General features: G+C 29.9%; 15 protein-coding genes and 1 pseudogene. 9 read left to right on the forward strand and 7 right to left on the reverse strand.

Features of this window, described 5'->3' with window-relative positions; genetic code table 11:
• Positions 1-435: NAD(P)/FAD-dependent oxidoreductase (locus HKP59_RS11815; RefSeq protein WP_291807168.1), on the forward strand; the 435-nt coding region annotated here is incomplete at its 5' end.
• A 44-nt stretch (positions 436-479) separates the two neighbouring features.
• Here HKP59_RS11815 and glmS read toward each other — a convergent pair.
• From glmS to HKP59_RS11830, 3 genes are read right to left on the reverse strand one after another with little or no spacing between them, the layout of a single operon-like run.
• Positions 480-2,330, reverse strand: a complete 1,851-nt coding sequence (glmS, locus tag HKP59_RS11820; protein ID WP_291807169.1) for a glutamine--fructose-6-phosphate transaminase (isomerizing) — start codon at positions 2,328-2,330, stop codon at positions 480-482.
• A gap of 14 nt (positions 2,331-2,344) precedes the next feature.
• Positions 2,345-3,871: a DUF4270 domain-containing protein gene (locus HKP59_RS11825; protein WP_291807171.1), complete on the reverse strand. Its 1,527-nt coding sequence runs from the start codon at positions 3,869-3,871 to the stop codon at positions 2,345-2,347.
• A gap of 28 nt (positions 3,872-3,899) precedes the next feature.
• Entirely contained in the window at positions 3,900-4,706 is an 807-nt protein-coding gene (locus tag HKP59_RS11830) for a glycogen/starch synthase (RefSeq protein ID WP_291807173.1), read from the reverse strand.
• Between the two features lie 106 nt (positions 4,707-4,812).
• Here HKP59_RS11830 and panC point away from each other — a divergent pair, with 106 nt between their 5' ends.
• Genes panC through radA form a run of 4 tightly spaced genes read left to right on the forward strand, consistent with a single transcriptional unit; the run spans position 4,813 to position 8,418 of the window.
• On the forward strand, positions 4,813-5,652 hold the full coding sequence (gene panC / locus HKP59_RS11835; RefSeq protein ID WP_291807175.1) for a pantoate--beta-alanine ligase: 840 nt from the start codon (positions 4,813-4,815) through the stop codon (positions 5,650-5,652).
• A 38-nt stretch (positions 5,653-5,690) separates the two neighbouring features.
• Positions 5,691-6,041 carry an aspartate 1-decarboxylase gene (gene panD, locus HKP59_RS11840; RefSeq protein ID WP_291807176.1) on the forward strand — a complete coding sequence of 117 codons (351 nt, stop codon included), beginning with the start codon at positions 5,691-5,693 and terminating at the stop codon, positions 6,039-6,041.
• Positions 6,042-6,043: 2 nt separating this feature from the next.
• Positions 6,044-7,018 (forward strand): lysylphosphatidylglycerol synthase transmembrane domain-containing protein, encoded by a 975-nt coding sequence (locus HKP59_RS11845; RefSeq protein WP_291807178.1) that lies wholly within the window; start codon positions 6,044-6,046, stop codon positions 7,016-7,018.
• Positions 7,019-7,059: 41 nt separating this feature from the next.
• Positions 7,060-8,418 (forward strand): DNA repair protein RadA, encoded by a 1,359-nt coding sequence (radA, locus tag HKP59_RS11850; protein WP_291807181.1) that lies wholly within the window; start codon positions 7,060-7,062, stop codon positions 8,416-8,418.
• 47 nt (positions 8,419-8,465) lie between these two features.
• On the opposite strand, the gene HKP59_RS11855 is transcribed toward radA, so the two are convergent.
• Positions 8,466-9,212, reverse strand: a complete 747-nt coding sequence (locus HKP59_RS11855) for a uroporphyrinogen-III synthase (RefSeq protein ID WP_291807183.1) — start codon at positions 9,210-9,212, stop codon at positions 8,466-8,468.
• A 17-nt stretch (positions 9,213-9,229) separates the two neighbouring features.
• Positions 9,230-9,892, reverse strand: a complete 663-nt coding sequence (locus HKP59_RS11860) for a DUF4271 domain-containing protein (protein ID WP_291807185.1) — start codon at positions 9,890-9,892, stop codon at positions 9,230-9,232.
• Between the two features lie 69 nt (positions 9,893-9,961).
• On the opposite strand from HKP59_RS11860, the gene HKP59_RS11865 reads away from it, so the two are divergent.
• The 3 genes from HKP59_RS11865 to HKP59_RS11875 are packed head-to-tail and all read left to right on the forward strand — an operon-like array spanning position 9,962 to position 12,511.
• Positions 9,962-10,681 carry a polyprenol monophosphomannose synthase gene (locus HKP59_RS11865; protein WP_291807188.1) on the forward strand — a complete coding sequence of 240 codons (720 nt, stop codon included), beginning with the start codon at positions 9,962-9,964 and terminating at the stop codon, positions 10,679-10,681.
• Between the two features lie 14 nt (positions 10,682-10,695).
• Positions 10,696-12,045: a dihydroorotase gene (locus HKP59_RS11870; RefSeq protein ID WP_291807190.1), complete on the forward strand. Its 1,350-nt coding sequence runs from the start codon at positions 10,696-10,698 to the stop codon at positions 12,043-12,045.
• Complete coding sequence (locus tag HKP59_RS11875; RefSeq protein WP_291807193.1) at positions 12,038-12,511, forward strand: DUF4296 domain-containing protein; 474 nt, start codon at positions 12,038-12,040, stop codon at positions 12,509-12,511. The genes HKP59_RS11870 and HKP59_RS11875 overlap by 8 nt, the downstream gene beginning before the upstream one ends.
• Positions 12,512-12,533: 22 nt before the next feature.
• Here the strand turns inward: HKP59_RS11875 and HKP59_RS11880 are convergent, their stop codons facing one another.
• Both HKP59_RS11880 and HKP59_RS11885 read right to left on the reverse strand, forming a co-directional pair.
• The gene (locus tag HKP59_RS11880; protein WP_291807194.1) at positions 12,534-13,115 is read right to left on the reverse strand and encodes a hypothetical protein; all 582 of its coding nucleotides are present in this window, start codon (positions 13,113-13,115) and stop codon (positions 12,534-12,536) included.
• A 4-nt stretch (positions 13,116-13,119) separates the two neighbouring features.
• A complete protein-coding gene (locus HKP59_RS11885) occupies positions 13,120-14,121 on the reverse strand; it encodes an SDR family oxidoreductase (protein WP_291807197.1) in 1,002 nt (333 codons plus the stop codon).
• Positions 14,122-14,235: 114 nt separating this feature from the next.
• Between HKP59_RS11885 and HKP59_RS11890 the strand changes: the two are divergent.
• Positions 14,236-14,384: pseudogene (locus HKP59_RS11890) on the forward strand (tyrosine--tRNA ligase); the annotation flags it as partial.

The following is a 14,384-nucleotide window of genomic DNA, read 5'->3' on the forward strand; positions in this document are numbered from 1 at the left end:
AAGGGAACTACTGGAGATGAAATTCTATCAAAAGGACTCAACCAACTTACCGAGTTATATCCTGAAATTGAACAAATTGAAAAAGAAAAAGTTCTTGAAATAAAAAAAGAAGAACATTTAATTACTGTTGTTACAAATAAAAATAGTTATTCAACTTCTCAAATTGTGGTTGCGGTAGGACCTTCTAACTTATTTAATATTAAAGGTTTAAATCAATATGTAATACCTCATCATAATTTACCTCCACAAAAGGAACGAATTATGCTTAAAAACACTAACCATAAGGTTGATGAGGGTATTTTTGTTGCTGGGGTTTTAGCAGGATATATCAGTCAGTATGCAATTGCTGCAGGAAGTGGTGCTCAAGTAGCAACTGATATTTTATCTATTTGGAATAATGGTGCTATTACAATGATTCATGATGCTCTAAAATAAAAAAAACGCCATTTTTCAATGGCGCTTTTTTTATTTTTTTTCTTTTACTCCACCGTAACGGATTTTGCCAAATTTCTTGGTTGGTCTACATTGCAACCTCTCATAACTGCAATATGATAAGAAAGCAATTGTAATGGTATTGTTGCTAATAAAGGTGTAAATGCTTCTTCTGAAAAAGGAATTTCTATGGTATGGTCAGCTAGGTCTTTTACAATAGTATCACCTTCTGTAACAACAGCTATAATTTTTCCTTTCCTTGATTTTATTTCTTGAATATTACTAACCACTTTATCGTAATGCCCTTTTTTTGTTGCAATAACCACAACTGGCATAGATTCATCAATAAGAGCAATAGGTCCGTGTTTCATTTCTGCAGCTGGGTAACCTTCTGCATGAATATATGATATTTCTTTCAATTTTAAAGCTCCTTCTAGTGCAACTGGGAAATTATAACCTCTTCCTAAATACAAACAATTTGGAGCATCTTTATAAATTGCTGCTATTTCTTCAACAATAGCATTCACTTTTAAAGTTTCCGCTACTTTTGAAGGAATTAAACTCATTTCTTGAATATACTTATGAAATTGTGAATTCGAAAGCTCTCCTTTTAAATTTCCCAATTTTAATGCAATTAAAGTAAGTACTGTAATTTGAGTTGTAAATGCTTTCGTGGAAGCAACACCAATCTCGGGACCGGCATGTGTATAAGCTCCTGTATCTGTTTCTCTTGCGATAGATGAACCAACCACATTACACACTCCAAAGACAAAAGCTCCATGTGATTTAGCCAATTTTATTGCCGCCAACGTATCGGCTGTTTCTCCTGATTGAGATATAGCAATAACAACATCATCTTTATTAATTATTGGATTTCTATATCTAAATTCCGATGCATACTCAACTTCTACTGGAATACGCGCTAAATCCTCAAATAAATATTCAGCAACTAAACCAGCATGCCAAGAAGTTCCACATGCGACAATTATGATACGTTTTGCATTCAAAAATTTGGCTATGTTATTATCAACACTTCCCATTTTAATAATGTCTTGATCTACTAGGAGTCTTCCTCTATAGGTATCTAGAATTGCATTAGGTTGTTCATGAATTTCTTTTAACATGAAGTGGTCATATCCACCTTTTTCAATTTGTTCTAAATTAAGTTGAAGTTCTTGAATGTCAGGTTCAACAAGAGAATCATCATTTATTTTTCGAATTACAATATCTTCTTCTTTCTTTATAATAGCCAATTCCCCATCTTCTAAATACACGGCATCTTTCGTATATTCAATAAAAGGTGATGCATCAGAGGCAACAAAAAACTCACTATTATTAGCTCCTATACCTATGGCTATTGGGCTTCCTAAACGAGCAACAATTACTTCATCTGTTGCATTTACATCAACTACCGCGATTGCATATGCTCCAACCACACTTTTTAAAGCTAATTGAACTGCTTTTCCTAATTTACAGTTTTTCCTAGTTTTAACTTCTTCAATTAAATTAACTAAAACTTCAGTATCTGTTTCACTTTGAAATGTATATCCTCTTGTTAATAGCTCTTTTTTTAAGGTATTGTAATTTTCAATAATTCCATTGTGTACGATTACTAAATTTCCTGAATTTGAAATATGTGGATGTGAATTTATATTATTTGGAATCCCATGGGTTGCCCAACGTGTATGCCCTAAGGCTAAATTAGCTTCTGTATTTTTATTAATAACTAATTCCTTTAAATCAGAAACTTTCCCTTTTGTTTTGTGAATTGTTAATTTATCTTCATTCACTAGAACTATTCCAGCACTGTCGTAACCTCTATATTCTAGTCGTTGTAATCCATTGATTACAATTGGATATGCTTCTCTAAAACCTAAATACCCTGCAATACCACACATACTAGTAAATTAAATTAATTATTAATTTCAGCGTATGAAATTTCAAATGTTGGTTTTTTATCTCCTGCATTTAAATCATTTCCATACAAAACAACTCCTTTTGGGCTCCAACTAAAATTTTTAATTGCCGTATCAGCAAAAGAAGAGGGAGTATCTGTTATTTCATAAACTTTTAAACCTAGTGTAACTAAATCTAAAGGTTCATCTGATGTTAAAAGTTCAGAAATATAATCGGTTATTTTAAAAACATATCTATACGGTTTTCCATCATCATCTCTTTCTAATGAACCTCCAATTGAGGTTATTCCTTCAGTAAGCATATCTAATAACTGTGAGTTTTCATCATAATTATAAACAAAAAGTTGTTCAGGAACAATATCACTAGAAGCATTCTGGTCAACATAAATAGTTAAACTTGCATCTGTAATTAACCAATTACTGTTTTGTAAATCTACTATGTTTTCTGAACTCAATATCTCTAATTTTGCAATCGATCCAGCTGCGCCTTGCACATATAATCTATCTTCTCCACTAGCTTTGCTAGTTGTATCATCTCTTTTAAAAACATTAGATCTAATAGTACCTAACGTAAATACATATTCTTGTGAAATTCTAACACCTTGTTCACCCGTAATTCCATTATCATTTAAATCAACACCTTCGCCTTCATCCTCGTCGTTAGAGTAATAAATGGTCATATTCGCATTTGACATATCTAATGATATGATGTGTGATTGATCATTCAACAATTCTTCAGCTTCTATGTATAGGCCTCTGAAATAATGTTGAAAATCAAATTCAGATGAAAATTCTGCACTAGATGCGTTATCAACAAAAAGTTGTTGAATCATTGTTTCATTTAATGGAATTTTAATTGAAGGAGTTATGCCTATCTTTTTAAGTGTATCAATTGCATATACAGATCCATCTGGCATATATCTTTTAATATAGGTTACCGTATCATCTGGATTTACTTTAAAATTATCTACAAATAAAGGTGTATCAGCTTTCATGAATTCTTTATCTGAATAATAAGTAGCACTTTTCGTTGGATCTTCTGGGTCTAGCGTATTTAAAAACGTTTTTAATTCATACACTTTTAACTGAAATTCTGTAGATGCATCACCAAAAACAGAATCTAATTCAAATTTAGGCTTTCCGTCGCTGTAATTTTCTAAAGACGCAGTTGATTGGTATGGAATATCAATTAATACCGAATCTATCGATGCATTTGTTCCATAATCATAACCATCAACTGTTAACGGAAGTGTTAACTGAGATACTATAGATGCTTTTAATTTTCCAAATTCAATATCAGAATAGACTCCTAGTAAGTATTGAGGAACTCCATTTGAAATAACTCGCTCAACATTTTCGTTCTCTGTTATTACTTCTGTTGTTAATTTATTTGTATCAAAATTATTATTATCAACAAGATTTACACCTATACTTTCTATTTCTTTTTCACAAGAAATTATTGTAAAAAATACTATTGAGAATAGCCCTAAGTATTTTAATACTTTTACAACTTTAGTTGTCATATATAATTTTTGATTTTTTATGATTAAACTATAAAACTTTACTAAGGTAAAATTCTGTATATGCAGTATCAAATTCACTTATATGAAAATAATCTAATACAGGTTTTTCACTAGTACTTAAAAATTCTTCTAGCTCAGAAGGTAATTCCTCACTAGCCTTGATTAGAGCATCTGAATTTTCAATTGCGTTTTTTAATATATTGATATAGTTTGGGTTGGAAATTGTTTCAATTTTTGATTCATCGATGTCATCAAACTTAATTTTTTTATGGAAATTAGGGTTTAATTCACCTTCAAAACTATTGTTATAAACTGATGTTACAATTTTACTTTCTGCAAACAAAGGATCGTCTTTGTAATATTCTTTAATATACAAGGGTAATAATGAAGCCATCCATCCGTGCACGTGAATAATATCTGGGGCCCAATTTAATTTTTTAACAGTTTCTACAACTCCCTTTGCAAAAAATATTGCGCGCTCATCATTATCAGCAAACATATTATTGTCTTCATCAGAAAACAATGCTTTTCTTTTAAAATACTCGTCATTATCTATAAAATAGACCTGCATTCTTTCTTTAGGTATTGATGCTACTTTTATAATTAACGGCATATCCATGTCATTAATTACTAAATTCATACCTGATAAACGAATTACTTCGTGCAATTGGTGCCTTCTTTCATTAATTAAACCATATCTCGGCATAAAAATTCGGGTTTGACCACCACTTGCGTGAATCATTTTTGCCGTTTCAAATGAAGTCGTTGACAATTCATTTTCGGGTAAATAAGGCACTACTTCTGAAGAAACAACCAATACTCTCTTATCTTTCATAAATCAACTCTATATTTAAAGAATATGCAAAATTACGAAAATTTATGTAGAATTTAGCTTGAAAGACGTAAGTTTGCAAGCTTTTAACGTTTATTAACAATACTATATGTTAGTTTTTGCTAAAATAAAATCTGTACAACAAAAAATTAATTCGTTAAAAAAGGGAGCTTCTATTGGGTTTGTACCAACAATGGGAGCACTTCACAAGGGTCATTTATCACTTATAAAACAAGCGAAAAAAGAAAATGACATTGTAGTTGTAAGCATTTTTGTAAATCCAACTCAATTCAATAAACAAGAAGATTTAATAAATTATCCAAAAACTATAGATACAGATTTATCTTTATTAAAATCTGTTTATTGTGATTTGGTTTTTACGCCAACTGCTGAAGAAATTTATAGTAATAATATTAAATCACAAGTATTTGATTTTGATGGATTAGAACATCAAATGGAAGGCAAATTTAGAGATGGGCATTTTAATGGTGTTGGGACTATTGTTAAACGTTTATTTGAAATTGTTACTCCACATAAAGCATATTTTGGCGAAAAAGACTTTCAACAATTGCAAATCATTAGAAAACTAGTTCAAAAACACCATATACCAGTAAAAATTATTGGATGTGACATTTTTAGGGAAAATGATGGTTTAGCTATGAGTTCTAGAAACTCAAGACTCACAGAAGAGTATAGAAACGCTAGCCCATTTATTTACCAAACTTTAAAAAAAGCTAAAATTAAGTTTGGCACAATAAGTGCTCATGATGTTGTACAATGGGTTGAAAATGAATTTAAGAATCAACCATTATTAGAGCTAGAATATTTTGAAATTGCAGATGAAGCGACACTTCAATCAATCAAAAATAAAGAACCAAAGCAAAAATACAGGGCATTTATTGCTGTTTTTGCCGGGAAAATTAGGCTTATTGATAATATAAGTCTATAAATGTAAATACATTAACACAAAATTATTAATTTTGCACCATGCAAATAGAAGTAGTAAAATCTAAAATTCACAGAGTTAAAGTTACAGGAGCTGATTTACAGTATATTGGCAGTATAACTATTGATGAAGACTTAATGGATGCATCAAATATTATTCAAGGAGAAAAAGTTCAAATTGTAAACATTAACAATGGTGAACGCCTTGAAACATATGCAATCCCAGGCCCTAGGAAAAGTGGAGAAATTACCTTAAATGGCCCAGCTGCCCGAAAAGTAGCTAAAGGTGATATTGTAATTATTATTAGTTATGGTATCATGGACTTTGAGGAAGCGAAACATTTTAAACCTTCTCTTATTTTTCCAAATGAAAATGATAATTCACTAACCTAAGTTTGATTCAAAAACTAAAAAAAATAAGTTTTATCACACTCCCAATTGCTTTGGGAGTTTTTTTAATTTGGTACTCTCTTTCTAAACTTTCACAAAGCGATATTCAATCCATTAAAACATCCTTTAAAACGGCAAATTATTGGTGGGTATTATTATCTCTATTTTTTGGTGCTTTAAGCCATTTATCGCGCGCATATCGTTGGCAATTTTTACTAGAGCCCTTAGGGTATAAACCGAAGTTAGCAAATAGTATTATGTCGGTTTTAATTGCTTACCTATTAAACCTAGCAATTCCAAGATCTGGAGAAGTTGCGCGAGCAGCAAGCATAAAAAAATATGAAAATATTCCTTTTAAAAAAGCTTTCGGAACCATAGTTGCAGAAAGAGTTGCAGATGTAATTATGTTATTTGGAATTATTGGAGTTGCGTTTTTTTTACAAACCGAATTAATTAGTAGTTACATTTTTAAAGATGGGGAAAAAAGTAGCATTTATTCTAAAATTTTGATTTTTGTAGTATTTCCAGTAATTGCATTTGTTGCTTATACATTTTTAAAAAAATCAAAAAATGGAATTGCTATAAAAATCATGTCATTTGTAAATGATTTATTAGATGGTGTTAAGAGTATTTTTAATATGAAGAAAAAATGGAAATTTATCTTCCATACCATTTTTATATGGGTTATGTACGTACTAATGTTTTATTCAGTTACATTTGCTTTACCTGAAACAACTAACCTTCCGTTCCCTGCTATTATTGTTGGTTTTGTTGTTGGTGGTCTAAGTATGGCTTTAACAAATGGAGGTTTAGGAACCTATCCCGTATTTGTTGCAAGCGCCCTTATTTTATATAATGTTGAGGACAATCCCGCACGAGCTTTCGGTTGGATTATGTGGACAGCACAAACTATTATGGTAATTATATTTGGTGGGTTATCTTTTTTATTACTCCCAATTTATAATAAATACCAAAAATAAAAGGTTTTCTTTCTATCTTTACTACTTACAATTCTAAAAAAATGGCGAAAGCAAAAACAACTTTTTTTTGTCAAAACTGTGGTTCTCAGTATGCAAAATGGCTAGGACAATGTACTTCTTGTAAGGAATGGAATACCATTGTTGAAGAAATAATTCAAAAAGAAGAAAAAAGGAACTGGAAACAAAATTCTACTAAAAAAACAAATAGTAAAGCTCTAAATATTAGTGAAATATCTATAAATAAAGAGGATAGAATTTCTACAAAGAATAATGAATTCAATAGGGTTTTAGGTGGTGGATTGGTAAAAGGATCTATGCTTCTATTAGGTGGAGAACCAGGCATTGGAAAGTCTACATTATTGCTTCAAATTGCATTAACTATTCCTAAAAAAGTACTATACGTTTCGGGTGAAGAAAGCCAATCACAAATTAAAATGCGTGCAGAGCGCCTACAAAGTTTACACACAAATTGTTTAATTTTAACCGAAACAAATACACAAAATATTTTTAGAGCAATAGAAGAGGTACAACCCGAAGTTGTTGTAATAGATTCTATTCAAACATTGTACACTGAATATATTGAAGCTTCCCCAGGCTCTATTTCTCAAATTAGAGAAACCACTGCCGAGCTTATAAAATTTGCAAAAGAAACGGCAACACCAGTACTTTTAATAGGTCATATTACTAAAGACGGTAATATTGCAGGTCCTAAAATCTTAGAACATATGGTAGATGTAGTTTTGCAATTTGAAGGTGATAGAAACCATACTTACAGAATATTACGAGCAAATAAAAATCGATTTGGTTCAACCGCTGAATTGGGTATTTATGAAATGTTAAATGTTGGTTTACGAGAAGTTGAAAATCCATCTGAAATTTTAATTTCTCAAAAAGAAGACGATTTAAGTGGTACTGCGATAGCAGCTACCTTAGAAGGTGTTCGTCCTTTAATGATTGAAGTGCAAGCGTTGGTTAGCACAGCTGTCTATGGAACTCCACAGCGCTCTGCTACAGGTTATGATACCAAACGCTTAAATATGTTACTGGCTGTGTTAGAAAAACGTGCTGGATTTAGATTAGGCGCAAAAGATGTGTTTTTGAATATTGCAGGAGGTATAAAAGTTGATGATCCTGCAATTGATTTGGCGGTAATAGTTTCCATTTTATCATCAAATGAAGATATGGCAATTCCACAGGATTATTGTTTTGCTGCTGAAATTGGATTAGCTGGTGAAATTAGGCCTGTAAATAGGATTGAACAACGAATTTTAGAAGCCGAAAAGTTAGGCTTTCATAAAATATTTATTTCAAAGTTTAATAAAATTAGTAAAAACCGTAGCGCAATCAAAATAGTTAAGGTTGCAAAAGTTGAGGATATTTTCACTAATTTATTTTCATAAAAAAACCAAGCTTTGCTTGGTTTTTTTATGAAATTTATGTGTGTATTTTATTTTTTATTTACTTGGCATATATATTTTTCTAACGCCATAGTCATTGAAGGTGTTTCTGGTGTTGGAGCTTTGATATTACAATTTAACCCTGCTTTTGTAGCAGCTTCTACTGTTGTATTTCCAAACACAGCAATTCTAGTATTATTTTGTTTAAACTCTGGGAAGTTTTTAAATAATGAATCTATCCCTGAAGGACTAAAAAACACTAATATATCATAAAACACATCGGTTAAATCTGATAAATCACTTACCACAGTTTTATAAAAAATACCTCTTTCCCAATTTAGTTCTAATTTATTTAGTGTTGATGGAACTATATCCTTGAGTTTGTCAGAAGAAGGTAATAGAAATTTTTCATCTTTATGCTTTTTTATAATCTTAGAAAGTTCTTCAAATGTTCTTCCTCCAACATAAATTTTTCGTTTACGATAAACTACATACTTCTGCAAATAGTAAGCTACTGCTTCAGATTCACAAAAATATTTCATTTCGTCCGGTACTGTAAATCGCATTTCTTCGGCAATTCTAAAAAAATGATCAACTGCATTCCTACTTGTTAAAATAATGGCAGTATAATTTTTTAAATCAATTTTTTGAGTTCTTACTTCTTTTGCTGAAGCTCCTTCTACATGAATAAAAGGTCTAAAATCAATTTTAACCTTTTGTTTATCAATTAGTTCTGAATAAGGTGAATTCTCAGTCTTTGGAGCTGGCTGAGAAACTAGTATTGTTTTCACTTTCATATTATTCAATTTTATCTCTAAATAGTTAGTTTCAAAATAATTATTAACGGTGCTATTTCAAGGGCGCAAAGGTACAAAATAAAATAAAATAAGTTATTAAAAATGAGCTTTTTATTATTAATAATTACAAGGATGTATCTTAAAAGTAACAGCAATAAAAAAATTACTAATGTTATTGATACTATTATATTCTTATATTGGTTTATATAAACACTAAAAACTATAAAAGGTAATATCCATAAAATTATATTGTTCATATAACTTATTTTGTAGTAAGCTATTTTATTGAATTCTTTTTTAAAATTAAACAGGTATGCCAAAATAAATCCTACTAAATAGCGAAGAGCAAAATAAAGTCCTACTCCTAAAGTTAGCAATAAAAAATCATTGATTTTTAACTGATCAATATGCATATTAAAATATAAACTCCCCAAATATAACAGTAAGGATAATGTTAGTATCTGATTCATGAAAAATACTCCTTGAAACCAATTGATAATATTGTTTTTATCTCTACTATAAAGTATAGAAAGGTAATTTTGAGAGAAGAAAAATGTACTTACAAAGTTTATTTTATCTTTAAAAAATAATTTTGATATTGATAATACACTGAAAATAAACACTAAAACAAGCGTAATCCAATCACTATTTTGATGTATTATTTTAGTTGCTTCAAACATTTAATAAGCTATTATTTTAACGCAAAATTAGTGATAATTTGTTTTATCTTTGCCAAATAATTTTTCTATATGTCAAATACTATTGTCATTATTCCTACATACAACGAAAAAGAAAATATTGATGCTATTATTAAGGCGGTTTTTTCTCAAGATAAACAATTTGACATTTTAGTTGTTGATGATAGCTCTCCTGATGGCACTTCTGACATTGTAAAAGAGTTACAACGTGATTTTCCTAATTTGTTTATAGAAATACGAAAGGAAAAAAACGGCCTTGGTGCTGCATATATCCACGGTTTTAAGTGGGCTCTGAAGAAAGATTATAATTATATTATAGAAATGGATGCAGATTTTTCTCATAATCCAAAAGATTTAATACATTTATACAATGCTTGTGCTATTGATGGAGCCGACTTTTCAATAGGGTCAAGATATTTAAACAATAAAATTAATGTAGTTAATTGGGATATTAAGCGGTTATTATTATCCTATTTCGCCTCAAAGTACGTTAAAATTATCACCCAAATCCCAATTTTTGATACCACGGCAGGTTTTGTTTGCTATAAAAGTGAAGTGCTAAAGCGCATTAACTTAGATAAAATAAAATTTGTAGGATATGCTTTTCAAATAGAAATGAAATTTAAAGCCTGGAAAAGAAAATTTAAACATAAAGAAGTTTCTGTTATTTTTACCGACCGAAAAAGAGGAACTTCAAAAATGAGTGGCTCAATAATTTCTGAAGCAGTATTTGGAGTTATTAAAATGAGATTGCAAAAATTACCAAAATAATAGAAAAAGATACCATGAGTTTAACACTTATAAAAAATGCGAAAATAGTAAGCGACGGAAAAATAGTTGAAGGAGATGTTTTAATTGACGGAGAATATATTAAAGAAATAAATAGTTCCATTAGTTCAAAATCTGCAAATACAACAATAATAGATGCAGAAGGAAAATACTTAATCCCTGGATTAATAGATGATCAAGTTCATTTTCGCGAACCTGGCTTAACACACAAAGCCACTATAGAAAGTGAAAGTAAAGCTGCTATTGCTGGTGGAATTACCTCATTTATTGAAATGCCTAATACTGTTCCGCAAGCAACAACACAAGAATTATTGGAGAAAAAATTTGAAATTGCAGCTAATAGTTCTTACGCCAATTATTCTTTTATGTTTGGCGGAACAAATACTAATTTAAAAGAATTATTAAAAACTAACCCTTCAAATGTTGCCGGTATTAAGTTATTTTTAGGATCTTCTACTGGTGATATGCTTGTTGATAATGAAGAAGTTTTAGAAAAGATATTTTCTTCAACAAAAATGCTTATTGCGGTACATTGTGAAGATGAAACAACGGTGAAAAATAATTTAGATAATTATTTAAAGGAATATGGAGATGATATTCCTATCGAATTACATCCAAAAATTAGAAGTGAAGAAGCTTGCTATTTATCATCTTCTAAAGCCATTGCGCTCGCTAAAAAAACTGGTGCTAGATTGCATGTATTTCACTTATCTACAGCAAAAGAAACTGAACTTTTTACGAATAATATTCCTTTAGAAAAAAAACAAATTACTGCTGAAGTTTGCATACATCATTTATGGTTTGACGATAGCGATTATAAAACCAAAGGAACTTATATAAAGTGGAACCCTGCAATTAAAACCAAAAAAGATAAAGAAGGTCTTTTGAAAGCATTATTAGAAGATAAAATTGATGTAATTGCTACAGATCACGCTCCACACACAAAAGAAGAAAAAGCTCAAGTTTATACTAAAGCTCCTAGTGGTGGACCACTTGTTCAACATGCCTTACCTGCATTGTTAAAAATGCATAGTCAAGGAAAAATTTCTATTGAAAAAATTGTTGAAAAAATGTGTCATAATCCTGCTAAAATCTTCAAAATAGAAAAAAGAGGGTTTATTAAAGTAGGGTATTATGCCGATTTAGTATTGGTAGATATAGCATCTCCTTGGACTGTTAATAAAGAAAATATTTTATATAAATGCGGTTGGTCTCCTTTTGAAGGTACTACTTTTTATTCAAAAATTACTCATACTTTCGTAAATGGCCATTTGGCATATCAGAATAGAATCTTTCATAAAAGCCTGAAAGGACAACGATTACTATTTAACAGAACAAATGAATAAACTTATTTATTTCTTGCTTATGTGTGTTGCTATTGCTTCTTGTACTAGTAATACAATATTAGAAAAACCAAAAAATTTAATCCCAAAAGATGAAATGGTTGATTTATTAACCGACATTTTAATAGCAGATGGTGCGGATAATATAAAAAATACAAACTTACAACGTAATATAAATTATTTTCCACTAGTTTTTGAAAAATACAAAATTGATACTATTCGGTTTAAAGAAAGTAACTACTACTACACTTCTAAAATAGATGAGTATAGTGAAATTCTTGAACAAGTCAATCAGAGATTAAAAGCTTTAAAAGAAAAATATGATCTTGAGAATAAATATCTAGACTCTATTAAAAACGCTAAAAAAGACTCTTTAAAAAATAGCAAAACTATCCGTTCAAGAGAATTTATAAAAAGAGATAGTAGTTTAACTTTAGATCCCCGAACTTCAACTGAAAAAAGGAATTAATGTCACAAAAATAATAGATGTATTATCTTTGAGTTGAAAGCCAATTAGAAAACAATTTTAAAAATATTTTCCGTTCTTTTTGAGCTGAAGTAGTCAAGTCTTCAAGGAGTGCTCTTTTAAAATTAACTACATCATTAGTTTGAAAAATTTCGTTTTCAACAGCTACTAAAATACTTAAATTCGAACTTCCGTCCCAGTTTTCATTCATTGGGAAACCTAGTTTTTTTAATGGTTGATCCCAAGTTACATCAACTGTAATCCATTCATTATTTCTTTTAATTTTTAAAAAATTATGCGGATCTAAAACAGTAGATTGAGCTAATAAATCTTTTAAATTTCTAGGGTATTCAATAGCTAAATTATTGAAGGTATGCATCACAATAAAATCCTTAACTTCTAGGCCAAGTTCAATATATAAACCCTTTAGTAACGCATGCTTTCCTGAACAAGTTCCCATATTTTTATTAAAAACTTCAAAAGGGTTTCTGGAGTCAATAGTACCATAAGGTATATCTCTAACTTTCTCAAATAATGTAATTATTTTTTCATCAAACGATTGATGGTTCGTCCATTTTTCAATAATATGTCGATATGATTGTTGCATAAAACTACTTTTTATACAAAAAACACACCTTCTGTATGGTTTGGTTTATAGGTTCAAACTCATAATTTAAAGCCTTTTTAATTTTAGCTGATGAATAAAAATAAGTGTTTTGAATAGACTTGGCAGAGTGACTTGTAAGTAATGGTGGTCTTCTCGTAAATATGGAAACAACTTTTAATAAACGCCAACCTATTTCACTCATAAAAGGTGTTACCAAAATTGAAGGTCTTTTTTTATCAAGATTATCTGCAATTTGAAAAAACACTTCTTTAAAACTTCTATTTTCAGAAACCAAAATATAACGTTCGTTTTTTAAAGAACTCTTCATTAGCTGTATCATTATGTTTACAACATCAGTAACAGCAATGTATCCTGTAATACCTTCTGAATAAAATTTTAAACCTTTATTAATTTTAGTAAATAATTCACCTGGCCCTTTCTTCCAAAAACCAGCTCCTAATATAATACCAGGATTCACAATTACAACCTCTACACCTTCCTGGGAAGCTCTCCAAACTTCCATTTCTGCTCCGTATTTAGTAATGGCATATCCGTAGTTATTATTTTCAAGATTCCAATCTTCGTCCTCATTAATTGTTGTTTTGTTTACAGCCTTTTCAATAGTAGCAATAGAACTAACAAAACACAGTTTTTTAATTTTTTGATCAATACAAAGGTTTACGATATTTGAAGTTCCTTCAATATTCACTTTTCTCAATAATTTATAATCTTTTGGATCGAAAGAAATGAGTGCAGCAGCATGATAAACTTCTGTTACATTTATAAATGCTTTCTCTAATAAATAAACGTCACAAATATCAGCCTCAACCCATTCAATTCTTTTAAAAATAGTCTCAAAATCTTCAGAATAATAGCTAAAAACCATTTTTACAGATTGCAAGTCGCTATTTTTTCTATGAATAGCTTTTACCTTGTCATTCTCTAACAACAAGTGATACAATAAATGTGCACCCACTAAACCTGTTCCTCCAGTTACTAAAATCATAAAACGAAAGTATAAAAAATGTTTGGGTATTTTACATTGTCTACCATTTAAAAAACTATAATGCAAACGTAGTTACTAACAACTAAAATTTTATCTTTGCTGAAATTAAAAATTTTGAAGATGAATTTTGTTGAAGAACTACGTTGGAGAGGCATGTTACACGATATGATGCCTGAAACTGAAGAATACTTATTAAAAAATAAAACTACAGGTTATATTGGATTTGATCCAACTGCTGATTCTTTGCATATTGGAAGTTTAGT

Origin of the sequence: Lutibacter sp., from assembly GCF_013041805.1 — a bacterium.
Taxonomy (GTDB): Bacteria; Bacteroidota; Bacteroidia; order Flavobacteriales; family Flavobacteriaceae; genus Lutibacter.